The following is a 22,229-nucleotide window of genomic DNA, read 5'->3' as shown; positions in this document are numbered from 1 at the left end:
GGATCTCCATGTGCAGCATGCCGGGCAGCACGATGTCGTCGGTGTAGTTGCCGCGGCCGCGGATGAACCGGTCGTCCTCGACCCGCCTTCGGCTGGCACCGAGGCCACCGATCTTCACTTCGTCGAGTGCGGTCATGGCAGTTCCGCCTCCCCGGAATTGACCCTTGTGGTCACCTTGGGTCGGTCTGGCCCGGTTCGGTGCGTACTTGTGGCTGGGTTGCGTCCCGTTCCCCTCAGGTGCGGTTGGCAGCCACGCATCCTGTCCAACCTGGTCATGCTGTCACCGCCGGCTGCATCTTCTTCGCCGCCCACAGCACCGCCTTGACGATGTTCTGGTATCCCGTGCAGCGGCAGAGGTTTCCCGACAAAGCCCACCGGATCTCCTCCTCGGTGGGGTCGGGGTTGCGTTCCAGCAACGCCATCGCGCTCATCATCATCCCGGGCGTGCAGTAGCCGCACTGGAGTCCGTGCTCCTCCTTGAAGCCCTCCTGGATGGGGTGCAGCTCGCTCGCCTGGGCCATGCCCTCGACCGTGCGCACCTCGTGCCCGTCGGTCTGCACCGCGAGCATCGTGCAGGACTTCGTCGGCCGGCCGTCCACGAGCACGGTGCACGCACCGCAGTTCGTGGTGTCGCAACCGATGTGGGTACCCGTGAGGCCCAGCCCCTGGCGGAGCAGGTGCGCCAGCAGCACCCGCGGCTCGACCTCGACGACCCGTTCCTCGCCGTTGACCGTCACGGTCACGCGGCGCTTGTTGACGAGCTTCTCCATGAAGTCTCCTTATGCCGCAACGGGAACCGACGACTCGAGGGCCCGCGTGACGAACGTGCGCACGACGTGGCGCTTGTAGTCGGCGCTGCCGCGGTGGTCGGTGCGGGGGCGGGCAGCCGCCGCGGCCAGCCGCGCGGCCTCCTCGACCGCGGCCGCGTCGAGCTCGCCACCCACCAGCGCCTGCTCGGCCGCCACCGCCTTGATGTTGTTGCCACCCACGCCGGTCAGCGCGATGCCGGCCCGGACGACCTTGCCGCCGGACAGGTCCACCGCGACCGCGACGCCGACCGTCGCGAAGTCGCCGACCCGGCGCTCCAGCTTGAGGTAGCGCCCGAACGGCGTGCCCTCCGGCGCGGGCACCCGGGCCTCGACCGCGAGCTCGCCGGGCAGCAGCGTGGTGGTGAACGGCCCGGTGACGAACTCGGCCATCGGGATCACCCGCCTGCCGGTGGCGCTGGCCGCGACGACCTCGGCGTCGAGCGCGAGCATCACCGACGCCCAGTCGCCCTGCGGGTCCGCGTGGCACAGCGAGCCGACGAGCGTGCCGCGGTTGCGCACGATCGGGTCGGCGATCATCGGCGCCGCGCTCGCCATCAGCGGCCGGCGCTCGGCGAGGATGTCGGAGTACTCGAGGTCCACGTGCCGGCACAGCGCGCCGACCTCCAGGACGCCGGCCGCGGTCTCGCGGTGGTAGCCGAGGCCGGGGATGTTGTTGATGTCGACGAGCATCTCGGGCGCGGCGAAGCGCAGCTTGACCATGGGGATCAGGCTCTGGCCGCCGGCGAGCACCTTCGCCTCGTCGCCGTAGGTCCGCAGCAGGTCGAGGGCTTCGTCGAGCGTGCGAGGCGCCTCGTACCGGAAGCGCGCGGGGTACATGGCTGCCCCTACGTCTCGGACTCGGGTTCCGGCACGGCGACCGGCAACCCTTCGTCGGTCGGATCCGGCCGGGGTTGCTGGTGCGGCGGCCACGGCCCCTGGACCGGCTGGCCCGCCACCTTCAGCCACTCGACGACACCCGGGAACGCCCAGATGGTGGGGCTCTTCCCGGTCTTGGGCGCGTGCTCGATGAGCTCGTACATGCGCCGGTTGCCGGCGTGGGCGCCGGCCTCGCTGCGAGGCTCCATGTCACTGATCGTCGTGACGGTGGTCACCGCGCGGCAAGGCACGAGTAACCGAATGCTTATTCGCCCAGGACGAGCGTGCGACGGAGCCACACGATCGCCGGTACAGCGACGTGGCCGCCGGGGAGGCGGGCTGCTCAGCTCCAGAGCGTCACGTATACCGGCGGCCGGAACTTCGAGGGTGGCACGCCCGCGCCCGGCTCCCGCATGACCCGCAAGGCTGCCGCCGAGGACAGGTAGTGACGGAACGTCTCGGCCGCGATCGAGCGGCGCTCCGGGGTCAGCGTGGTCAGGTACCAGGTCGCGTCTGCCGGGGTCGCCGCCGTGTTGACCACCCGCAGCTCGCCGCGGCGCAGCCGGGCCGTGACCAGGTGTCCGGGCGCGATCGCGACGCCGGCGCCGTCCGCGGCCGCCGCCCACGCGCCGGTCATGCTCGGGAACACGCGCAGCCGGGACTCGGGCACGTGCAGCCGGCGCAGCAGCCGGCCCGAGTCGCTCGCCGGGTCGGTGGCCGTCGAGTCGACGAGCCACGACCAGTGCGCCGGGCTGCCCGGCAGCGGCGCCGCCCCGGCGACGACCACGAGGTGCGTGCGGAACACCGGCTCGGAGATCAGCTCGCTGCCCCGGTCCGCGTCCGAGGTGTCGCCGACGGTCCGGCCGAGGTTCGGTCCGAGCGCCACATCGGCGAAGCGGTTGGCGAGCAGCACCGGCATCTCGTCGGTGGCGGCCGTGCCCACGGTGGTGTCGATCTTGCGCCCGGACGTCTCGGCGAACGCGTCGACCAGCGGGCCGGCCACGAACTCCATCACGGTGCCCGACGCGACCACGCGCAGCTGGCCGGGCGCACCCTTGCCGGCCCGGACCGCGGCCTCGGCGTCCGCGCCGAGCGCGACCATCTGCGAGGCGATCGGCAGCAGCCGGGTACCCGCCGTGGTCAGCCGCATCGTCGCGCCCGCCCGCACGACGAGCTGGTCGCCGAGCTGCTGGCGCAGGGCCGCGAGCGCCTGGGAGACCGCCGGCTCGCTCACGCCGAGCGCGGTCGCGGCGGCCTTCACCGAACCCAGCTTCGCGACCAGCACGAAGGTGCTCAGCTGCGTGAGCGTCATGCCGACATTGTGGCGCAGCGCCCGGAGCGGGAGCGAAGGAGCGGGCGCCGTCCGGACTGAGGAGCGCGCGCAGGCGCGCCAGCGCCGAGCACGCGACGAGGGAAGACGGCGGCTTGGCGGATGAGCGGGAGCGACCATTGGACACCGCTTAAGGGAATACTTAACCGTGGATTGTGTGGCGTTCCGTAGCCGCATGACCATGCCCGACAGGGAGGGCTGATGCAGGTACCCGCCTCGTTCCAGTACCGCAAGGCGACCAGCGTGGAGGACGCGCTGACGCTGCTGCGCGCGTACGGACCGGAGTCCGCCGTGATCGCCGGCGGGCACAGCCTGCTGCCGATGATGAAGCTGCGGCTCGCGCACCCCGAGGCCCTGATCGACATCAACGACGTCGACGAGATCGCCGGCATCCGGGTCGAGGACGGCGAGCTGGTCATCGGCGCGCTCGCGCGGCACGCGGACCTGCTCGCCTGTGCCGAGGCCGGCGAGCACTTCCCGATCCTGCACGACGCCGAGCGGGTGATCGCGGACCCGGTGGTGCGCAACCGCGGAACGGTCGGTGGCTCGCTGTGCCAGGCCGACCCGTCCGAGGACCTGTCGGCGGTGTTCGCCGCGCTCCGGGCGACGCTCGTCGTGCACGGGCCGCAGGGCACGCGGACGGTGCCCGCGCGGGAGTTCTTCGTCGGGCCGTACCAGACCGTGCTCGAGCAGGGCGAGCTGCTCGGCGAGATCCGGGTGCCGCTGCGCGAGTCCGCGAGCGCCTACCTCAAGGTCGACCGGCGCGCGGGGGACTGGGCGGTCGGCGCCGTCGGCGCCGTCGTGTCGGTGGCCGACGACGTGATCGAGGAGATCGGCATCGGGCTCACCGCGCTGGGCGCGGAGCGGTTCGTCGCCGCGGAGGCCGAGGACTTCCTGCGGGGCGGGCCACCGGACGGCGACCGGTTCGTCGAGGCCGGACGCATCGCCGCGGCGCGCTGCCGGCCCACCGCCGACCAGCGCGGCCCGGTCGACTACAAGCGGCACCTGGCCGGGGAGCTCACCACTCGCGCGCTCTGCCGGGCGGTGGGGTGATGCGGATCGTGGTCACGGTCAACAACGCCGAGTACGTCCGGGACGTGGAGCCCCGGCTGCTGCTGGTCCACTTCCTGCGCGAGGACTTGGGGCTGACCGGCACGCACTGGGGCTGCGACACCTCCAACTGCGGCGTGTGCGTCGTGCACCTGGACGGCGTGCCGGTGAAGTCGTGCACGGTCCTCGCGGTGATGGCCGACGGCCGCGACGTGCGCACGGTCGAGGGGCTCGCGCGCGGCGCCGAGCTCGACCCCGTCCAGCAGGGGTTCATCGAGTGCCACGGGCTGCAGTGCGGGTTCTGCACGCCGGGCATGATGATGACCGCGCGCTGGCTGCTGGACCAGCGGCCCGATCCGTCCGAAGAGGACATCCGGGAGGCGCTGTCCGGCCAGCTGTGCCGGTGCACCGGCTACGAGAACATCGTGCGCTCGATCCGCTGGGCGGCCGCGCAGGAGACGGAGCAGGCGTCATGACCGCGCTGGGCGAGCCGCGTGTCTGCCAACCGCACCCAAGGGGAAAGGGACGCAACCCAGCCACAAGTACGTGCCGAACTGGACGACACCGGTCCAAGTTGACCGCCGGAGTTGATTCCGGGGAGGCGGAATGAGCTTCGGCCGGCGGCAGCGCAAGGAGGATCCGCGGTTCGTCCGCGGGCGGGGCATGTTCGTCGACGACGTGCTGCTGCCGGGCATGCTGCACGGCGCGGTCCTGCGCAGCCCGCTGGCGCACGCGCGGATCGTCGCCATCGACACCTCCGCGGCCGAGGCGCACCCGAAGGTCCGGGCCGTGCTCACCGGCGCGGACCTCGCCGAGCGCGGCCTCGCGTGGATGCCGACCCTGTCCTACGACCGGCAGGCCGTGCTCGCCACCGACAAGGTCCGCTTCCAGGGCCAGGAGGTGGCGTTCGTCGTGGCCGAGGACCGCTACTCCGCCCGCGACGCGCTCGCCCTGATCGACGTGGAGTACGAGCCGCTGGACGCCGTCGTCGACGCCCGCCGCGCGCTCGACGCGGACGCCCCGGTCATCCGCGACGACCTGGACGGCAGGCGGGACAACCACATCTTCGACTGGTCGGCCGGCGACGCGGCCGCCACCGACGCGGTGTTCGCCGCCGCGGACGTCGTCGTCGCGCAGGACATGACCTACCCGCGGGTGCACCCCGCGCCGCTGGAGACCTGCGGCGCGGTCGCCGACCTGGACCCGGTGACCGGCAAGCTGACCGTGTGGGCGACGAGCCAGGCCCCGCACGCCCACCGCACGATCTACGCGTCCGTGACCGGGATCCCCGAGCACCACATCCGGATCATCTCGCCGGACATCGGCGGCGGGTTCGGCAACAAGGTGCCGATCTACCCGGCGTACGTGTGCGCGGTCGTGGGCTCGATGGTCACGGGCGCGCCCGTGAAGTGGTCCGAGGACCGCTCGGAGAACCTGATGGCGTCCGCGTTCGCGCGCGACTACCACATGCACGGCGAAATCGCGTCCACTTCGGACGGACAGATCCTGGGCGTGCGGGTCCGGGTGCTCGCCGACCACGGCGCGTTCAACGGCACCGCGCAGCCCACGAGGTACCCGGCCGGCTTCTTCCACATCGTGTCCGGCTCGTACGACCTGCGCGCGGCGCACTGCTCGGTCACCGGCGTGTACACGAACAAGGCGCCCGGCGGCGTGGCCTACGCGTGCTCGTTCCGCGTCGCGGAGGCGTCGTTCGTGGTCGAGCGGCTCGTGGACATGCTCGCCCGCGAACTCGCCGTCGACCCGGCCGAGCTGCGGATGCGCAACCTGCTGCGGCCCGAGCAGTTCCCGTACCCGAGCGCCACCGGCTGGGAGTACGACTCCGGCGACTACCCGAAGGCGCTGCGCCTGGCGATGGACATCGCCGGCTACGAGGACCTGCGCGCCGAGCAGGCGAAGCGGCGGGAGGACGGGGCGTACCTCGGCATCGGGATCAGCTTCTTCACCGAGGCGGTCGGCGCCGGCCCGCGCAAGGACATGGACATCCTCGGCCTCGGCATGGCCGACGGCTGCGAGCTGCGCCTGCACCCGACCGGCAAGGCCGTGCTGCGGATCTCCGTGCAGTCGCAGGGCCAGGGGCACGAGACGACGTTCGCGCAGATCGTCGCGCACGAGCTCGGCATCAGTCCGGACGACGTGGACGTCGTGCACGGCGACACCGACAACACGCCGTTCGGCCTGGGCACGTACGGCTCGCGGTCCACGCCGGTGTCGGGGGCGGCCGCGTCCGTGGCGGCGCAGAAGGTGCGCGAGAAGGCGAAGCTGATCGCCTCGGCGATGCTCGAGGTCGACCCGAGCGATCTCGAGTGGACACCCGGCCGCTGGGCGGTGCGCGGCGACCCCGTGGCCGGCGCGTCGCTCACCGATATCGCAATGGCCGCGCACTCGAGCCTGGACCTGCCGGACGGACTCGAGGGCCACCTCGACGCGTCCTGTGTGTACAACCCGCCGAACCTGACGTTCCCGTTCGGCGCGTACATCTGCGTGGTGGAGGTGGACCCCGGCACCGGCAAGGTGCTCGTCCGCCGGTTCGTCGCGGTCGACGACTGCGGCGTGCGGATCAACCCCACCATCGTGGAGGGCCAGGTGCACGGCGGCCTGGCCGACGGCGTCGGGATGGCGCTGATGGAGCTGATGGCGTTCGACTCGGACGGCAACTGCCTCGGCGGATCCTTCATGGACTACCTGCTGCCGACCGCGGTGGACTGCCCGTCGTGGGAGCTCGGCGAGACCGTGACGCCCTCGCCGCACCATCCGCTGGGTGCCAAGGGAATCGGGGAGTCGGCCACGGTCGGCTCGCCGGCGGCGGTGGTGAACGCGGTGCTCGACGCGCTCGCGCCGTTCGGGGTGCGGCATGCCGACATGCCGCTGACCCCGGCGGCGGTGTGGTGCGCGATCCAGGGCCGCCCACTGCGAACCGATTTGGCGATCGAGTAGAGGAGCTGGGACTTGACGCTCGTGTCACGCCTCGGGATTTCTTCGGGCCGAGGCCCAAGCAACCGCACCTCAGGGGAACGTGATGCAGCCTAGCCACAAGTACGTGCCCAAACAGAACCAGTTGTCCAGAGGCGACCAACACATTGAATCCCGGGGAGCCGGAACAGTCCTGACCAGGGTCGACGCCCTGCAGTCGGACCGTACGCCGTTCGTGCTGGCCACGGTCGTGCGAGCGGAGCGGCCGACCAGCGCGAAGCCGGGTGACCGCGCGCTGGTGCTGCCGGACGGCTCGATGGAGGGGTTCGTGGGTGGCACGTGCGCGGAGTCCACGGTACGGCTGCAGGGGCTGCGCCTGCTGGCCACCGGGGAGTCGACGCTGCTGCGGATCACGCCGACGGCCGAGTCGGAGACGGTCGCCGAGGGGCTGGTTACGGTCGGCAACCCGTGCCTGTCCGGAGGTTCGCTGGACATCTTCCTCGAGGCGATGCTGCCGCCCATGCTCGTCCACGTCCACGGCGACGCCCCGGTGGCCCGCGCGCTGGTCGACGTCGGCCGCGCCATCGGCCACGACGTGCGCCGGCCGGACCTCGACGCGGGCATCCCGGCCGATCTCGGCGCGCTGCTCGTCGCCTCGCACGGGCGGGACGAGGAACCCGTGCTGACCGCGGCGATCCGGGCGAAGGTGCCCTACATCGGGCTGGTCGCGAGCCGCAAGCGCGGGCAGGCGGTGCTCGCGTCGCTCGACGTGCCGGACGAGGAGCGGGCGCGGGTGCACACCCCGGCGGGGCTCGACATCGGCGCGCGCACCCCGGCCGAGGTGGCCGTGTCGGTGTACGCGGAGCTGATCAGCACCCGGGCACCGCTACCCGAGCCGGCGCCGGTCGTGCTCGCGGCCGAGGCGGTGGATCCGGTGTGCGGCATGACGGTCGCGGTCAGCGAGTCCGCGCTGTCCTATGTGGATAACGGGCTGACGGTGTACTTCTGCGGCCCCGGCTGCCGCCAGGCCTACGTGGACGACCCGGAGCGGTACCACCCCTGAGCGGGCGTTCAGGACGCCGCCGGCCCAGTGGGTTACACGGGGCCAGCGGGTCGATCGAGGTGCCCGGCCCGGTGGCCGGGCACGGGCTCAGATGGTCTGCGACGCGGGTCGCATCGCGAGCATGGCCAGCATCTCCCGGCCCCGCTCGGCGTTGCGCGGCTTGGCGAGCACGTCGTAGCGGCGGGCGACGAGCTGGCTGTGCGACACGAAGTCGCGCTGGCCGCGGGTCGCGCCGTAGCGCACGGCGGCCGACGCCAGGCCGAACACCACACCGGAGACCAGGCCGATCAGGATCGGGAACAGGCCCGCACCGGCAGTGAACAGGCTCAACAGCAGGCCGACGAACAGGCCCAGCCAGGCACCGGACGCGGCGCCGCCGCCGAGCACGCGGCCCCAGGTGAGCCGGGCCGCGACGCGCTCCACGACCATCGGCTCGACGCCGACGATCGTCACGTCCTGCACGGGGAACTCGTTGTCGGCCAGGTGGTCGACGGCTCGCTGGGCCTCCTGGTACGTGTCGTAGGAACCAATCGGCCAGCCGTCGGGCAGGGTCGGCAGGTTGATCGCCGACGGGTTGTTGGCAAACGCTGCCGTCATCTCGGTCACCTCCAGGTGCTGTCGTGCTACCCGTCCCAACGCGGCCGAAAACCGCTATGTGCCCGGTTGGCCCGAGTTCACAGCGAGTTCTCAGGCGCGGACTAGGCTCGAGGCGTGAAGGTCGCTGTCCTCGACGACTACCAGCACGTCGCGCTGTCCTTTCCGTACTGGGCCGCGCTACCGGCGGACATCGAGGTCGTCCCGTTCCACGAGCACCTGCCGCCCGAGGAGCTCGCGACCAGGCTCGAGCCCTTCGACGCCGTGGTCGCGATGCGGGAGCGGACGCCCTTGCCGGGCTCGCTGCTCGCCCGCCTGCCGCGGCTGCGGCTCATCGTCACCGCGGGCATGGTGAACGCGTCGATCGACCTGGACGCCGCGCGCGCCCGGGGCATCACGGTGTGCGGCACGGCCGCGGTCGGCTCGTCGACGGTGGAGCTGACCTGGGCGTTGATCCTGGCCGTGGCACGCGGCGTGCCGGCCGCGGACGCGGCGCTGCGCGACGGCGTCTGGCAGACCGGCTCGACGCCGGGCGGCGACCTCGCGGACGCGACACTGGGCGTGCTCGGGCTGGGCCGGCTCGGCTCCCGGGTGGCCACCATCGGGCAGGCGTTCGGCATGCGGGTCGTCGCCTGGAGCGAGAACCTCACGGCGGAGCGGGCGGCCGAGGTCGGCGTGGACCTGCTCCCGTTCGACGAACTGCTGTCTACTTCGGACATCGTCACCGTGCACCTGCGGCTCGGCGACCGCACCCGCGGCCTGCTCGGCGCGCGCGAGCTGGCGCTGCTGAAGCCGACCGCGTACCTGGTGAACACGTCCCGCGGCCCGATCGTGGACCAGCCGGCGCTGCTCGACGCGCTGTCGGCCGGCCGGCTCGCTGGCGTGGGGCTGGACGTGTACGACATCGAGCCGCTACCGGCGGACCACCCGCTGCTGCGTGCCCCGAACACCGTGCTCACGCCGCATCTGGGTTACGTCAGCAGGCGTACGTTCGACGTGTTCTTCCGCGACATGGTCGAGGACATCGCGGCCTTCCACGCGGGCTCGCCGGTGCGCGTCCTCTAGGTCCGGTGGCCGTGGCGGCGTGGGGTCAGCCGGATGCGGGGCAGCTCGGGTGCGGGGATGCGCGCCCCGCCGTGGCCGTGCACCACGCCGAACCGGGTCTGACCCGGGGTCTCCCAGTCCTCGCGCGCGGCGGCGATCTCGTCGTGGCTGCGGCCCACGAAGTTCCACCACATGACGAGCTCGTCGGCGAAGGGCTCGCCGCCGAGCAGCACCGCGCGGACGGGCTGGCGGCCCGCGGACAGCATGATGTCCTCGCGGCCGGTGCCCAGGTAGAGCAGCCGGGCGGGCGGCACCTCGACGCCCGAGACGACGAGCGTGCGGTCGACCGCGACGATCGCGTGCTCGAAGTCCGGCCGCAGCGGGATCGTGGCCCGCGAGCCGGCGTCGACGGTCAGGTCGGCACCGACGAGCGGGGTGTACACGGTCGCGGGCGAGCGCTCCCCGGCCAGCTCGCCGACGAACACGGTGGCCCGCACGCCGCCGCGCGCGAATACCGGCAGGTCGACGTGCTGCTCGAACGCCGGCGCCATGTCGTCCCGTTCCGCCGGCAGGGCCACCCACAGCTGCAGCCCGTGCAGCAGCTCGCCGCCGCCCGCGGAGATCTCCGAGTGCGCGACGCCGCGGCCGCCGGTCATGAGGTTCAGCTGGCCGGGCCGGACGAGCACGTCGCTGCCCACGCTGTCGCGGTGGTGGATCTCGCCGGCCAGTGGCCAGGTGACCGTCTGCAGGCCGGTGTGCGGGTGCGGCAGCACGCTCATCTGCGTGTTGTTCGGACCGAAGATGTCGAGGAAGCACCAGGCGCCGACGGTCGGCAGGCCACGCTGTGGGAGCAGCCGGTCGACGTGGATGCCGCGCAGCCCGCCGAGCGGGACGTCGCGCGGTTCGAGCAGCAGCGCTACGGCGTGGTCGTCGGCCGCAGTGCGGCAGACCGTCTCCTCGGGGCGGGTGTCGAGGTTGCTCACCGGTCGCTTCCCGCGGGTGGCGTCTCCACGTGGCCCTGGTAGCGGTCCGGGTTCTTCTTCAGGTACGCCGCGATGAACTCGCACACCGGCACGATGACCTTGTCCCGCTCGACGGCGTCGTCGAGCGCGCCACCGGCCAGGACCTTGCCGAGGCCCTGGCCGGAGAACGCGTCGTCGACCTCGCTGTGCGTGAAGACGACCCGGTTGCCGCTCTCGTGGAACTCGGCGAACCCGGCGACCTCGTCGCCGACGAGGAGCTCGTACCGCTGCTTGTCACTGTTGAGCTCGACCCGTGCGTCGTCGGTCATGGCACCTCCTGGGCTCTACTGTGATCGTCCCAGAGTTTGCCCCGAAGTGCGCAACCGCTCGTTCAGCTCTTCGCGGTCCGCGAGGAACCAGACGTCGGTGCCCTTGTTGGTCTCGTGCACGAACGCGCGGAAGGAGTCGCTGTCCAGATGCCGCCCGAGGTCGCCGAGGACGACCAGCCGGACCCGGTAGGCCTGGAACTTCCGCACCACGTCCCCGGCGACCCGCGTGCTGAGCGTGAAGAACCGCTCGTCCACCGACGCCACGGGCACGACGACGACGTCCGCCCGCTCGCCGTAGGCCGCCCCGACGATGTCGACGGCGTCGTCCTCGCCGGCCAGCGTCGGCCGGTCGGGTTCGACGGTGAGGACGCGGGCACCGTGCGTCTCGGAGACGGAGTTCACGCCACGCAGTGTGACCGCGCCCGAGCTGTCCTCGCCACCGACTATTTCAGCCCGGGACGGTGACGATCGGTCCCAGCGGACCGGGGAGGGCGGACAGCGCGCGGATCCGCTGCGGCGGGAAGTCCGTCCAGTGGTTCGCCGGGTCGCGGCCCTCGTGCAGGTGGCGGTCCATGAAGCGCTGCCAGCGGCGCAGGCCGCCGACGGCGGTGTTGATGTCCATGCGGCCCTGCTCGATCGCGTCGGCGAACTCGGCCATGTCCAGCAGGCGCTGGTGGCGGCCGTCGGTGGGGACCATGACGTCGAGGTACAGGTCGCGAAGGATGATCCGGTCCTGCTCGTGCGTGACCTCGATCAGGTCGACGTACCAGGTCGCGGGCTCGTCGAGGTCGGCGTCGATGCCGTTGATCTCGCCGTCGGGGGTGCGCATCCGCCGCCAGCACGGCCGGGCCATGCTCACGCCGAGGTCGAGCAGCACGAACACCCGCTCGAGCCGCGTCCGGCCCGGCCACGGGACGAACCGGTCCGGCAGCTGGAACTCGTAGGCGACGGTGTCCCCGATGCGAATGCCGGGCAGCGGCCCGAACGGCGGCACGGGATCGCCGTGCGCGCCACGCCACACCTCGACGTGTCTCATGCGATATTCCTACACCGATCTCATGATCGTTATGGGATCTCGATCTAGTGCCCGCCACCGGGTCGGCCCGTCCGGCGCAGCCACCACAGGCCGAGCACCGGCAGCACCAACGGCACGAACCCGTAGCCGCGCCCGTAACCCGACCACACCGTGGCGTCCGGAAACGCTTGCGGGTCAACGACGCTGAGCGTGCCGACCGTGAGCACCCCGACCAGTTCGACCACAATGGACACTGTGGCGACCCGGCGCGACGTGCGGTCGCCGCGCGCGAGGCACACGGTCGCGACGATGTACACGATCCCGGCGAACGCCGACAGCAGGTAGGCGAGGGGAGCCTCGTGGAACCTGGTCGCGATCTGCACGGCCGAACGTGCGGTCGCGGCCAGCGCGAAGATCGCGTACACGGCGATCAGGAGCCGGCCGGGGCCGGAGCGCGTGCGCGTGGCGAGGTCAGGCATGGCCGTGCCACACCTGGCCGAGCCGCAGGATCAGCACGGGGATCGACAGGCAGCCGACCAGCAGCACGCCGGGGCCCCACCGCGACCGCTCGGCGAGTGCCCACAACGCGGCCACCGGGATGATCACCACGGGCGCGACGAGGTAGCCGCCGAAGGCGAACTTCTCGATGTCCCGCTCGGTCGTGAACATCTGGACCAGGCCGACGACCGCCTGTGCCAGCAGCCCCAGTTCCAGCAGCGCGAGCACGCCGAGCAGGCCCAGCCCGTACCAGCGGCCGGGCAGCACGGGCCGGTCGGCGATCATCAGCGCGGCCGCCCAGAGCGCCGCGCCGAGCGCGACGAAGGTCAGCGTCGTCGACAGGGCATCGATCACGCGAAAACCCTAGAGGGACCTCGCGGGAAGGCCTCCGGACCAACCGACTGTCGACAGCCGGTCTTCTCAACTGTCGACACATTTGGCCGTCAACCCTGGACAGATCCGCCGTCATCGGTGTCTACTACCGCTCGAGCACCAATACTGTCGACACTGAGGTGACAGATGGGTCAGCAGCAAGTCCGGTTCACGCTCAACGGCGAGGACACCGAGGTCGGCGTCGCGGACGCGGGCCGGCCCCTGCTGGAGGTCCTGCGCACCACGCTCGGCCTCACCGGGACCAAGAGCGGCTGCGCCACCGGCTACTGCGGTGCCTGCACGGTGCTCGTGGACGGCGAGGCGGTGCCGGCCTGCCTGCTGATGATCGGCCTGGTCGCCGGGCGGGACGTGCGCACGGTCGAGGGCCTGGCCACCGGCCAGCGCCTCGACGCCGTCCAGCAGGCCTACCTCGAGCGCGCCGGGTTCCAGTGTGGATTCTGCACGCCGGGCCACCTGATGGCCACGAGAGCGTTGCTGGACAAGGCGGCCGCGCCGACCGACGAGCAGATCGCCTCCACTGTGGACGGCAACTTCTGCCGCTGCACCGGGTACGTGAAGATCCTCGACTCGGTGCGCCACGCGGCCGAGCTGAACGCCGGGGGGACCGTTGGCCACGCCTGACCTCACCACCGACCTGACCACCCTGCCCGACGTGCTCGCCGAGCCCGGCCTCATCGGCACGTCGGTCCGCCGGCTGGACGGCATCGACAAGACCACCGGCCGCGCGCAGTACGTCGCCGACGTGCGCCTGCCGCGGATGCTCTACGGCGCGGTCGTCCGCTCGCCCCACGCGCACGCTCGCGTACTGAGTGTCGACACTTCGCGGGCGCGCCGGCTCCCCGGTGTCCACGCCGTCATCACCAGCGCCGACCACGCCCACCGCAAGTGGGGCGCGTTCCGGCCGGACCTCTACCCGCTGGCCGTGGACAAGGTCCGGTACGTGGGCGACGAGGTCGCCGCCGTCGCGGCCACCGACCCGGACACCGCGCGCGAGGCGGCCGCGCTCATCGAGGTCGACTACGAGCCGCTCCCCGCGGTGCTCGACCTGGACAGCGCGCTCGCCGACGGCGCGCCGCTGGTCCACGACGACGCCGAGCGCAACACCGCCCACCACTTCAACCTCGAGCGCGGCGACGTCGACGGGTGGCTCGCCCGCAGCGACGTGGTCGTCGAGGGCACCTGGGAGACGGCCCGGCAGTGGCACTCGTCGATCGAGACGATCGGCTGCGTCGCCGACTGGTCGCCCGACGGCCGGGTCACGCTGTGGGTCAACACGCAGACCCCGTTCCTCGCCCGGCAGCGCTACGCCACCGCGCTCGATGTCGCCGAGCGGCACGTCCGGGTGATCCAGACGGAGGTCGGCGGCGGCTTCGGCGGCAAGTCCGGCGACGACAACTGCTCGGTCATCTGCGCACTGCTCTCCCGCGCGGCCGGCCGGCCGGTCCAGCTCGTGCTGAGCCGCGAGGAGGAGTTCCTCGCGAGCCGCCCGCGGATCCCCATGCGCTACGACGTCACCCTCGGCTTCACCCGCGACGGCCTGGTCACCGCCAAGGACCTCCGCGTGCTCGCCGACAACGGCGCCTACACCGGCAAGGCCCAGGCCGTGCTCGGCGCGGCCACCGTCCGGCACGACGCGATCTACAAGTACAAGGCCGTCCGTGCCGACTCGCGGCTCGTCTACACCAACCTGGTGCCGACCGGCGCGTTCCGCGGCTTCGGCAACCCGTCCGCGGACTGGGCGGTCGGCCAGGCCTGGGACCTCGCCGCCCACGAGCTCGGCATCGACGTCGTGGACCTGATGCTGCGCAACGCGGTCGAGCCCGGCTGGGTGTCCCCGCACAATCACAAGATCGGCAGTTGCGAGCTCAAGCAGTGCATCGAGAAGGCCGCCGACCTGATCGGCTGGCGGGAGAAGAAGGCGCGCCCGTTGCCGAACCGCGGGCTCGCGATCGGCGCCAGCGTGCACGTGTCCGGCCGGCGCAGCTTCGGCGACTGGGACGGCAGCTCGGCGATCGTGCGGATGAACGAGGACGGCCGCGCCACGGTCATCGTCGGCGAGGGCGAGATCGGCACCGGCGCGCGAACCACGCTCTGCCAGATCGCCGCCGCGTCCATCGGCCTGCCGATCGAGGACGTCGACATGTCCAAACCGGACACCGACATCGCGACCCACGCGCTCGGCGCGCTCGCCAGCCGCGTCACGTACGTGGCCGGCAACGCCGTGCGCGACGCCGCCCTCGCCGCGCGCCGCAAGCTGGTCGACGGCACCGCCGAGCGCACCGGGATCCCGGCCGCGGAGCTGGACGTGGTCGACGGCGTGCTGGTCGCCCCGGCCGTGGATCCCGACCTGCGCATCCCGGTCGGCGCCGCGGTCCGCAAGCTGATCTACCGGCCCGGCGGCGAGCCCATCGTGGGCGTCGGCTCGTTCGACAACCCGTCCGACTTTCCCGACGAGAGCCGCTACGGCAACGAGTCCGGCGCGTACAACTTCGTCGCCGAGGCCGCCGAGGTCGAGGTCGACCCGTACACCGGCGCGGTACGGATAGTCGAGCTCGCCGCGGTCGCCGACTGCGGCACGGTGCTCAACCCGGCGCTCGCACAGGGCCAGGTCGAAGGCGCGGTCGCGCAAGGCATCGGGCTGGCGATGACCGAGTGGTTCGCCGGCCCGGCGGCCGAGCCGGACCGCGCCAACTACGTCGACTACAAGCTGCCGACCGCGGGCGTCATGCCGAGGCTGCACGTGGCGTTCGCCGACTCCTACGAGCCGACCGGCCCGTTCGGCGCCAAGGGCGTCGGCGAGATCGCACTCGACCCGGTCCCGGCGATCGTGGCCAGCGCGATCGCCGACGCGGTCGGCGTGCGCATCCACGAGCTACCCATCACCGCCGAAAAGATCTACTGGGCGCTCCACCCGGACAAGTGCGCCGGCATGACACCGCATGAGCCGCGCGGCTCACAACCGCACCCGAGGCGAACGGGACGCGACCCGGCCACAAGCACGTGCCGAACCGAACCACGTCGATCCAAGGCGACCACAAGGGTTGATCGCGGGGAGGCGGAACTGCCTTCGATCGTCGCTCCCGCCGATCTTGCCGGCGCCATCGACCTGCTCGCCGGCTCGGCCGTGCCGGTCGGTGGCGGTGTCGGGCTCACGCTCGCCCGCCGCGCGGCCGGCCGGCCGGCCGCGGACACGCTCGTGCCGGTCGCCGGGCTGCTGCGCGGCATCGAGGCCGGCGAGACGGAGCTGCGCATCGGCGCGGGCGAGCGGCTCGACGCGATCGCCGCGCACCCCGCCATCCGTTCACAGTGGACGGTCGTGGCCGAGGCGGCCGGTTCCGTCGCCACCGGACGTATCCGGCGCTCGGTCACCCTTGGCGGCAACGTCGCGGCGTTCGACCCCACGCACGACCCGCCGGTGGCGCTCGTCGCGGCGGGCGCGCGGGTGGTCCTCGCGAGCGCGGGCGGCGAGCGGGTGAGCGACCTCGCCGGGCTGAGCGCGCTGGGTGCGGGGGAGCTGCTGCGCGAGTTCCGGCTGCCCCGGCCGGGCCGTCGAACCGGTTCGGCGTACGAGAAGTTCCTCGTCCGCGGTGTCTGGGAGTACGCGTGCGTGAGCGTCGCCGCCGTGGTGGCGATCGGCGAACGGCACACGACGGTCCGGCTCGCGGTCGGCTCAGTACGTGGGGCCCCGCTGCTCGTCCCCGCCGACGTCGAGGTCCTCGACGAGGCCGCGATCAGCGACCTCGCCGAGCGGGCGGCGGAGCAGGCCGAGCCGTGGTCGGACGTGCGCGGCTCCGCGGCCTACAAGCGCCGCATGATCGCGGTGTTCGGGGCCCGCGCGCTGCGCAACGCGCTGCGCCGGGCCGAACGAGGGGCGGCGGCATGATCTCCCTGGCCCACCAACGGTTCCCGGCCAAGACGTTCCTCGCCAACGACCTCGACAGCTACGCCGCGACGTGCCGCCTGCTCGGCGCGGCCGACCTGCGCGAGCGGATCGCCGCCGTCCGGGTGCCCGCCGCGGTGGTCGTCGGGGAGGACGACCCGGCCACCCCGGTGCCGATGGCCCGCGACCTCGGGGAGCGCCTCGGCGGCGTGCCGCTCAACGTGCTGCCGAAGGGCCGCCACCTGACCCCGCTCGAGCCGCCGGCGGAGGTCGCCGGAGTCATCGAGTCGATCGTCCGGGAGGTGGCGAGCCGTGGCTGAGCCGGTCGTCGACCTGCACGCCCACCACGTCGGCGCGGACGCGGTCGCCCGCATCGAGGCCGGCGGCGCCGCGCACGGCATCGCCGTCGAGGGCGACCGGATCCGCGTCGGCGAGCGGCTCACCGGGCTGCCCGTGCTCCCCGGCCTGACCGACGTGGCCGCGCGACTGTCCTGGATGGACGAGGCGGGCGTGGACGTCCAGCTGGTCGCCGGCTGGATGGACCTCGCCGGCTACCACCTGCCGCCCGAGGCCGGGCGCTGGCTCGCGCGCGTGCAGAACGAGGCGCTCGCGGCGCTGGTCGCCGCGCACCCCCGGCGGTTCGCGGCGGCGGCCGCGGTTCCCTTGCAGGATCCCGGGCTCGCCGCCGCCGAGCTGGACCACGCCGTGACGGAGCTGGGCCACGTCGCGGTGCAGATCGGAGCCCGGGTCGAGCACGGTGGGTTGGACGAACCCGTGCTCGACCCGTTCTGGACGGCGGCCGAGGAGCTCGGCGTGCCCGTCGTCATCCACCCCGCCGAGCTCGACGTGCCCGACCGGCACCGCCGGCTCTTCCTCCACATCCTCACCGGCAACCCCGCGGAGACCACCAACGCCGCCGCCGCGCTGCTGCTCGGCGGCGTGCTCGACCGCCACCCCGGCCTGCGGTTCCTGCTCGTGCACGGCGGCGGGTTCCTGCCCTACCAGATCGGCCGGCTGGCCCGCGGTGCGACCACCGCACCCGAGGCCGCCCGCTCGCGCTCCGCGCACCCGCCGCGCGAGCTGCTGCGCCACTTCCACTTCGACACGGTCCTGCACGACCCGGACGCCCTGCGGTACCTGGAGAACTTCGCCGCGGGACGGGTCGTGCTCGGCAGCGACTACCCCTTCCCCATGGCCGACTCCGACCCCGTCGGCTCGGTCGGCAAGGCGATCGACGACGAGGCGGCCCGCGGCCAGATCCTGTCCACCACCCCGGCCGGGTTGCTCGCAAGGAGGCGAACACGGTGAATGACGGCTACAAGCTGGTGGTCGACGACCTCCAGCTCGGCTACCGGTCCAAGCGAAGCGGTGCGTACAACGCCGCCTGCAGGGGCCTGAACCTGGAGATACGCAACAACGAGTTCGTCGCGATCGTCGGGCCGAGCGGTTGCGGGAAGACCACGTTCCTGTCCGCGGTCGCCGGCCTGCAGCCGATCTCCGGCGGCCGGATGGACCTGTCCGGCAGGCCGATCGACGGCCCGGGCCTCGACCGGTCGCTGGTCTTCCAGCACGCCTCGCTCTTCCCGTGGCGCACGGTGCTCGGCAACGTCGAGTTCGCCCTGCAGGCACAGCGCAAGCTCGACGCCACCGGCCGCCGGCGCGCCCGCGACCTGCTCGAGCTCGTCGGGCTCGGCGGCAAGGAGGACCTGTACCCCAAGGAGCTCTCGGGCGGCATGATGCAGCGCGTCAACCTCGCCCGCGCGCTCGTCACCGACCCCGAGCTCCTCCTGCTCGACGAGCCGTTCGCCGCGCTCGACGCGCAGACGCGCGAGGTCATGCAGGAAGAGCTGATGCGGGTCTGGCAGGCCGACGAGGTGAACGAGGGCAAGACCGCGCTCTTCATCACCCACGACGTGCCCGAGGCGGTGTTCCTCGCCGACCGCGTGATCGTCTTCTCCCGCGGCCCGGCGCACGTGGTGGAGTCGATCGACGTCGACCTGCCCCGCCCGCGCCGCCCGGAGCTCAAGCGCTCCCGCGAGGCGCTCGCGTACACCGACTACATCCTCGACCTCGTGATGCGGCAGGCGACCGGCCGCGAACCGGGAAACGACACGGGAAAGGAGCGAGCGGATGACAGCGCTGCGGCCGTCACCGGTTGACGCCCTCAGGTCCTCCACCGCCAAGGGCACCGACACCCGCAAGCCGACCCGGTGGAGCCGCCACCGGGAGCTGTGGCTCGGCCTCATCGGCCTGCTGTCGGTGTTCGTGCTGTGGCAGCTGGCGGTCGCGGTCGGCGTGGTCGACGCGAACTTCACCAGCTCGCCGCTGGGTGCGCTCGGCTCGCTGTTCGACTCGATCCGCTCCGGCGAGGTGTGGCCGCCCGTCGGCGCCACCCTGGCCTCGGTCGGCATCGGCATGGCGATCACGCTCGTGGTCGGCATCCCGCTCGGCCTGATCATCGGCCGCACGCCGGTCCTCTATGGACTGACCGAGCAGATGATCAGCATCATGTACGCGGTGCCGTTCGTGGTGTTCCTGCCCATCATCATCTTCTGGTTCGGCATCGGCGGCGAGGCCCGCATCGTGATCGTGGTGTGGAGCGCGCTGTTCCCGCTGCTGATCAACGTGGTGGCCGGCGGCCGCAACCTCGATCCCGACTACCTGCGGGTCTCCCAGGTCTTCTGCGCCTCCCGGCCACGCACCCTGTGGTCGGTGGCGCTCCCCGCGACCCTTCCCTACATCCTCGCCGGTGTCCGCCAGGCGGTCGGTCGCGCGCTCGTCGGCGCGATCGTCGCCGAGCTGTTCATGGGCACCGACGGTCTCGGCTACGTGGTGCAGGTCGAGACCTCGAACTTCGAGATGGACGCGGCCATGGCCGCGATCGGGGTCATCGCCGTGGTGGCAGTCGTCCTCACCCGGGGCGTCGCCTACCTGGAACGGCGGCTCACCTTCTGGTCGGTCAATGACTGAAGGGACCGACTGAAAGGACCGACCGAGCTTTCTTCACCCGTCATGGAGGACGGATCATGCGAACCAAGGCGTTACTCCTGGCCGCCGTCGCGGCCGTGACCATGCTGGCCGGCTGCGGGAAGGGCGCGAGCGACGAGCCCTCGATGAGCCTGACGGTCGGCTACACCCAGATCGGCGCGGCGTACTCGGACCTGTACGTGTGCGAGGACAAGGGCGTGTTCGAGAAGAACGGCCTCGACGTCAAGCTCACCCGGCTGAACTCGAGCTCGCAGCTGCTCGCGTCGCTGTCGTCGAACAGCGTCAACATCGGCGCGGGCGTGGCCAGCTCGACCGCCGCCGGCATCGTGCGCGGCGTCGACCTGCGCTACGTCGCGCTCCCGATGCCGGTGTACTACCTGGAGATGTGGGGCAAGTCGGAGATCAAGTCGCCCGAGGACGTCAAGGGCCGCAAGATCGGCCTGTCCTCGCCGGGCTCGCTCGGTGACGCGGCGCTGAAGGCGTGGGTGAAGGACACGGGCATCGAGGTCGAGCCGGTGTACCTCAAGAGCGTGCCGGCGGAGGTGGCCGCGCTGGAGCAGGGCTCGGTGGACGCGATCGTCACCCAGCCGCCGAACGGCACGCAGACCCGGGAGAAGGGCTTCGACAAGATCCTCGACTTCACCAAGTACCCGGCCGCGAGCAACGCGTACACGATCACCGGCCAGTACCTCAAGGTGAACTCGAAGGCGGTGCAGGCGTTCGTGAAGTCCGAGGTGGAGTGCCTGTCGATCCTGCACAAGGACCGCAAGCAGGCGATCGCGAGCATTCGCAAGCACAGCGGGGTGGACGACGAGGCGCTCGCGGAGTACTCCTACGACTTCTTCGACAAGCTGTGGGTCAAGGAGCCGCGGGTCGAGCCCGACCTGATCAAGGACGCGTTCGACGTCGCCGCCAAGGAGACCGGCAAACCCGCGCCGGCCGACGTCGGCAAGTACGTGGACAACAGCTTCCTGGACAAGCTGAAGTCCGACGGGTTCATCGAGAAGCTGTACGAGAAGGCGTGATGGGTTCGGTCGACTACACCGACCTGCGCGAGTGGCTGGACCTGGTCGGCGACCTCGGGGAGCTGAAGACCGTCGAGGGCGCCGGCTGGGACCTCGAGATCGGCGCGATCTCCGAGGCCAGCTACAAGCGCGCCTCGCCGCCCGCGCTGCTGTTCGACGCGGTGCCCGGGTACGCGCGCGGGTGGCGGGTGCTGACCGCGAGCACCGGCAACGCCCGCCGGCTCGGCGTCACGCTGCGCCTGGGCACCGACTGCGACGACCGCCGCCTGGTGCACGAGCTGCGCGACGGGCCGGCCCGGTGGGCCGACGACGCGGCGAGGTTCCCGGCCCGGACGGTCGACAGTGGACCGATCACCTCGCACGTGCGCTCCGGCGACGACGTCGACCTGCTGTCGTTCCCGGTCCCGCGCTGGCACGCCGGCGACGGCGGCCGGTACGCCGGCACCGGCTGCGCGGTGTTCACGACCGACCCGGACACGGGCGTGCCGAACGCGGGCGCGTACCGCATGCAGGTCCAGCGGGACGGGCGGTCGGCGACGATCAACATCGAGTCGGGCAAGCACGGCGCGATGCACGTCCGGTCGTGGTTCGCACGGGCCGGCCGGGCGCCGGTCACCGCGTCGCTCGGGCACGACCCGCTGCTGCTCGTCGTGGCCGGGACCGAGGTGCCGGGCGGGGTGTCCGAGCTGGACTACGCGGGCGCGGTGATGGGCCGGCCGGTCTCCGTCGTCCGCGGTCTGGACACGGGCCTGCCCATCCCGGCGCACTCGGAGATCGCCGTCGAGGGCTGGCTGTACCCGGACCGCCGGCTGCCGGAAGGCCCGTTCGGCGAGTGGACCGGGTACTACTCGGGTGGCGTGGAACCCGTGCTGGACATGGAGATCACGCGCGTCTACCACCGCGACGACCCGATCCTGCTCGGCGCGCCGCCGGGCAAACCGCCGCACGACTACTCGTACATGCGCAGCGTGATGAAGTCGGCGATGATCCAGGCGGCGCTGGTCCGCACGGGCCTGCCGGGTGTCCGCGGGGTCTGGTCGCACGAGGTCGGCGGCGGGCGCCAGCTGCTGGTCGTGGCGATCGACCAGCGCTACGCCGGGCACGCGCGGCAGGCGGCGTACCTGACGTCACAGCTGCCGGCGGCCGCGTACATGAACAAGTTCGTGATCGTGGTGGACGGCGACGTGGACCCGCGCAGCCTGAACGACGTCATGTGGTCGGTGTGCACGAGGACGGAGCCGGAACGCGACATCGAGGTGATGCGGTACACGTGGGGCAGCCGGGTTGACCCGCTCCGCGAGGGCGGCCCGGCGTACAACAGCCGCGCGGTGATCGACGCGTGCCGGCCGTTCGAGCGCCTGGCGGACTTCCCGGAGGTGGCGGAGGCGAGCCCGGACCTGCTGTCCCGCATGACCGACCGGTGGCCGGATGTACTGGGGTGA

Annotated in this window: 24 protein-coding genes; 13 read left to right on the top strand and 11 right to left on the bottom strand. The window is 72.1% G+C overall.

Annotated elements, in window-relative coordinates; all coding sequences use genetic code 11:
- Window positions 1–272: 272 nt before the first annotated feature.
- The 4 genes from VH969_RS27480 to VH969_RS27465 form a co-directional block, all read right to left on the bottom strand.
- Entirely contained in the window at window positions 273–770 is a 498-nt protein-coding gene (locus tag VH969_RS27480; protein WP_331979361.1) for a (2Fe-2S)-binding protein, read from the bottom strand.
- Between the two features lie 9 nt (window positions 771–779).
- The gene (locus VH969_RS27475) at window positions 780–1,646 is read right to left on the bottom strand and encodes an FAD binding domain-containing protein (protein WP_331979359.1); all 867 of its coding nucleotides are present in this window, start codon (window positions 1,644–1,646) and stop codon (window positions 780–782) included.
- Between the two features lie 8 nt (window positions 1,647–1,654).
- Entirely contained in the window at window positions 1,655–1,894 is a 240-nt protein-coding gene (locus tag VH969_RS27470) for a hypothetical protein (protein WP_331979357.1), read from the bottom strand.
- 134 nt (window positions 1,895–2,028) lie between these two features.
- Window positions 2,029–2,997 (bottom strand): LysR family transcriptional regulator, encoded by a 969-nt coding sequence (locus tag VH969_RS27465; protein WP_331979355.1) that lies wholly within the window; start codon window positions 2,995–2,997, stop codon window positions 2,029–2,031.
- 219 nt (window positions 2,998–3,216) lie between these two features.
- On the opposite strand from VH969_RS27465, the gene VH969_RS27460 reads away from it, so the two are divergent.
- The 4 genes from VH969_RS27460 (at window position 3,217) to VH969_RS27445 (ending at window position 8,059) form a co-directional block, all read left to right on the top strand.
- Window positions 3,217–4,068 (top strand): FAD binding domain-containing protein, encoded by an 852-nt coding sequence (locus VH969_RS27460; protein ID WP_331979353.1) that lies wholly within the window; start codon window positions 3,217–3,219, stop codon window positions 4,066–4,068.
- Entirely contained in the window at window positions 4,068–4,541 is a 474-nt protein-coding gene (locus tag VH969_RS27455) for a (2Fe-2S)-binding protein (protein WP_331979351.1), read from the top strand. Before VH969_RS27460 ends, VH969_RS27455 begins: the two co-directional genes overlap by 1 nt.
- A 130-nt stretch (window positions 4,542–4,671) precedes the next feature.
- Window positions 4,672–7,020, top strand: coding sequence for an aerobic carbon-monoxide dehydrogenase large subunit (locus VH969_RS27450; RefSeq protein ID WP_331979349.1), 2,349 nt, complete (start codon window positions 4,672–4,674; stop codon window positions 7,018–7,020).
- A gap of 103 nt (window positions 7,021–7,123) precedes the next feature.
- Window positions 7,124–8,059, top strand: a complete 936-nt coding sequence (locus tag VH969_RS27445) for an XdhC family protein (protein WP_331979346.1) — start codon at window positions 7,124–7,126, stop codon at window positions 8,057–8,059.
- Window positions 8,060–8,146: 87 nt separating this feature from the next.
- Here the strand turns inward: VH969_RS27445 and VH969_RS27440 are convergent, their stop codons facing one another.
- Window positions 8,147–8,656 (bottom strand): YflT domain-containing protein, encoded by a 510-nt coding sequence (locus tag VH969_RS27440; protein ID WP_331979344.1) that lies wholly within the window; start codon window positions 8,654–8,656, stop codon window positions 8,147–8,149.
- 114 nt (window positions 8,657–8,770) lie between these two features.
- Here VH969_RS27440 and VH969_RS27435 point away from each other — a divergent pair, with 114 nt between their 5' ends.
- A complete protein-coding gene (locus VH969_RS27435) occupies window positions 8,771–9,718 on the top strand; it encodes a D-2-hydroxyacid dehydrogenase family protein (RefSeq protein ID WP_331979342.1) in 948 nt (315 codons plus the stop codon).
- Here the strand turns inward: VH969_RS27435 and VH969_RS27430 are convergent.
- The 6 genes from VH969_RS27430 to VH969_RS27405 are packed head-to-tail and all read right to left on the bottom strand — an operon-like array spanning window position 9,715 to window position 12,855.
- Window positions 9,715–10,680, bottom strand: a complete 966-nt coding sequence (locus tag VH969_RS27430; protein ID WP_331979340.1) for a pirin family protein — start codon at window positions 10,678–10,680, stop codon at window positions 9,715–9,717. The two genes, VH969_RS27435 and VH969_RS27430, sit on opposite strands and share 4 nt — an antisense overlap.
- The gene (locus tag VH969_RS27425) at window positions 10,677–10,988 is read right to left on the bottom strand and encodes a GNAT family N-acetyltransferase (protein ID WP_331979338.1); all 312 of its coding nucleotides are present in this window, start codon (window positions 10,986–10,988) and stop codon (window positions 10,677–10,679) included. The genes VH969_RS27430 and VH969_RS27425 overlap by 4 nt, the downstream gene beginning before the upstream one ends.
- A gap of 15 nt (window positions 10,989–11,003) precedes the next feature.
- Complete coding sequence (locus tag VH969_RS27420) at window positions 11,004–11,390, bottom strand: DUF4180 domain-containing protein (RefSeq protein WP_331979336.1); 387 nt, start codon at window positions 11,388–11,390, stop codon at window positions 11,004–11,006.
- 46 nt (window positions 11,391–11,436) lie between these two features.
- The gene (locus VH969_RS27415) at window positions 11,437–12,024 is read right to left on the bottom strand and encodes a DUF402 domain-containing protein (RefSeq protein WP_331979334.1); all 588 of its coding nucleotides are present in this window, start codon (window positions 12,022–12,024) and stop codon (window positions 11,437–11,439) included.
- 44 nt (window positions 12,025–12,068) lie between these two features.
- Window positions 12,069–12,482 carry a hypothetical protein gene (locus VH969_RS27410; protein WP_331979332.1) on the bottom strand — a complete coding sequence of 138 codons (414 nt, stop codon included), beginning with the start codon at window positions 12,480–12,482 and terminating at the stop codon, window positions 12,069–12,071.
- Entirely contained in the window at window positions 12,475–12,855 is a 381-nt protein-coding gene (locus tag VH969_RS27405) for a hypothetical protein (protein ID WP_331979330.1), read from the bottom strand. The genes VH969_RS27410 and VH969_RS27405 overlap by 8 nt, the downstream gene beginning before the upstream one ends.
- A gap of 165 nt (window positions 12,856–13,020) precedes the next feature.
- Here VH969_RS27405 and VH969_RS27400 point away from each other — a divergent pair, with 165 nt between their 5' ends.
- The 8 genes from VH969_RS27400 to VH969_RS27365 are packed head-to-tail and all read left to right on the top strand — an operon-like array spanning window position 13,021 to window position 22,229.
- A complete protein-coding gene (locus VH969_RS27400; protein WP_331979328.1) occupies window positions 13,021–13,515 on the top strand; it encodes a (2Fe-2S)-binding protein in 495 nt (164 codons plus the stop codon).
- Complete coding sequence (locus tag VH969_RS27395; protein ID WP_331979326.1) at window positions 13,502–16,777, top strand: molybdopterin cofactor-binding domain-containing protein; 3,276 nt, start codon at window positions 13,502–13,504, stop codon at window positions 16,775–16,777. Before VH969_RS27400 ends, VH969_RS27395 begins: the two co-directional genes overlap by 14 nt.
- Complete coding sequence (locus VH969_RS27390) at window positions 16,774–17,094, top strand: alpha/beta fold hydrolase (protein WP_331979324.1); 321 nt, start codon at window positions 16,774–16,776, stop codon at window positions 17,092–17,094. Before VH969_RS27395 ends, VH969_RS27390 begins: the two co-directional genes overlap by 4 nt.
- A complete protein-coding gene (locus VH969_RS27385; RefSeq protein WP_331979322.1) occupies window positions 17,087–18,082 on the top strand; it encodes an amidohydrolase family protein in 996 nt (331 codons plus the stop codon). The genes VH969_RS27390 and VH969_RS27385 overlap by 8 nt, the downstream gene beginning before the upstream one ends.
- Window positions 18,079–18,933, top strand: coding sequence for an ABC transporter ATP-binding protein (locus VH969_RS27380; RefSeq protein WP_331979320.1), 855 nt, complete (start codon window positions 18,079–18,081; stop codon window positions 18,931–18,933). Before VH969_RS27385 ends, VH969_RS27380 begins: the two co-directional genes overlap by 4 nt.
- Window positions 18,905–19,744: an ABC transporter permease gene (locus VH969_RS27375; RefSeq protein WP_331979318.1), complete on the top strand. Its 840-nt coding sequence runs from the start codon at window positions 18,905–18,907 to the stop codon at window positions 19,742–19,744. Before VH969_RS27380 ends, VH969_RS27375 begins: the two co-directional genes overlap by 29 nt.
- Before the next feature lie 56 nt (window positions 19,745–19,800).
- On the top strand, window positions 19,801–20,787 hold the full coding sequence (locus VH969_RS27370) for an ABC transporter substrate-binding protein (protein ID WP_331979316.1): 987 nt from the start codon (window positions 19,801–19,803) through the stop codon (window positions 20,785–20,787).
- The gene (locus tag VH969_RS27365) at window positions 20,787–22,229 is read left to right on the top strand and encodes a UbiD family decarboxylase (RefSeq protein WP_331979314.1); all 1,443 of its coding nucleotides are present in this window, start codon (window positions 20,787–20,789) and stop codon (window positions 22,227–22,229) included. The genes VH969_RS27370 and VH969_RS27365 overlap by 1 nt, the downstream gene beginning before the upstream one ends.

Origin of the sequence: Actinophytocola sp. (assembly GCF_036555685.1) — a bacterium.
Classification (GTDB): Bacteria; Actinomycetota; Actinomycetes; order Mycobacteriales; family Pseudonocardiaceae; genus Actinophytocola.
The sequence above is the reverse complement of the archived record's forward strand: the minus strand, read 5'-3'. Positions and strand labels throughout refer to the sequence as shown.

What these genes read in the sequence shown, in the direction of transcription:
- VH969_RS27475 (WP_331979359.1), bottom strand. Translation starts at nt 1,646, where the DNA reads ATGTACCCCGCGCGCTTCCGGTACGAGGCGCCTCGCACGCTCGACGAA.
- VH969_RS27375 (WP_331979318.1), top strand. Translation starts at nt 18,905, where the DNA reads ATGACAGCGCTGCGGCCGTCACCGGTTGACGCCCTCAGGTCCTCCACC.
- VH969_RS27450 (WP_331979349.1), top strand. Translation starts at nt 4,672, where the DNA reads ATGAGCTTCGGCCGGCGGCAGCGCAAGGAGGATCCGCGGTTCGTCCGC.
- VH969_RS27390 (WP_331979324.1), top strand. Translation starts at nt 16,774, where the DNA reads ATGATCTCCCTGGCCCACCAACGGTTCCCGGCCAAGACGTTCCTCGCC.
- VH969_RS27410 (WP_331979332.1), bottom strand. Translation starts at nt 12,482, where the DNA reads ATGCCTGACCTCGCCACGCGCACGCGCTCCGGCCCCGGCCGGCTCCTG.
- VH969_RS27455 (WP_331979351.1), top strand. Translation starts at nt 4,068, where the DNA reads ATGCGGATCGTGGTCACGGTCAACAACGCCGAGTACGTCCGGGACGTG.
- VH969_RS27460 (WP_331979353.1), top strand. Translation starts at nt 3,217, where the DNA reads ATGCAGGTACCCGCCTCGTTCCAGTACCGCAAGGCGACCAGCGTGGAG.
- VH969_RS27425 (WP_331979338.1), bottom strand. Translation starts at nt 10,988, where the DNA reads ATGACCGACGACGCACGGGTCGAGCTCAACAGTGACAAGCAGCGGTAC.
- VH969_RS27370 (WP_331979316.1), top strand. Translation starts at nt 19,801, where the DNA reads ATGCGAACCAAGGCGTTACTCCTGGCCGCCGTCGCGGCCGTGACCATG.
- VH969_RS27415 (WP_331979334.1), bottom strand. Translation starts at nt 12,024, where the DNA reads ATGAGACACGTCGAGGTGTGGCGTGGCGCGCACGGCGATCCCGTGCCG.
- VH969_RS27465 (WP_331979355.1), bottom strand. Translation starts at nt 2,997, where the DNA reads ATGACGCTCACGCAGCTGAGCACCTTCGTGCTGGTCGCGAAGCTGGGT.
- VH969_RS27440 (WP_331979344.1), bottom strand. Translation starts at nt 8,656, where the DNA reads ATGACGGCAGCGTTTGCCAACAACCCGTCGGCGATCAACCTGCCGACC.
- VH969_RS27480 (WP_331979361.1), bottom strand. Translation starts at nt 770, where the DNA reads ATGGAGAAGCTCGTCAACAAGCGCCGCGTGACCGTGACGGTCAACGGC.
- VH969_RS27365 (WP_331979314.1), top strand. Translation starts at nt 20,787, where the DNA reads ATGGGTTCGGTCGACTACACCGACCTGCGCGAGTGGCTGGACCTGGTC.
- VH969_RS27470 (WP_331979357.1), bottom strand. Translation starts at nt 1,894, where the DNA reads ATGGAGCCTCGCAGCGAGGCCGGCGCCCACGCCGGCAACCGGCGCATG.
- VH969_RS27400 (WP_331979328.1), top strand. Translation starts at nt 13,021, where the DNA reads ATGGGTCAGCAGCAAGTCCGGTTCACGCTCAACGGCGAGGACACCGAG.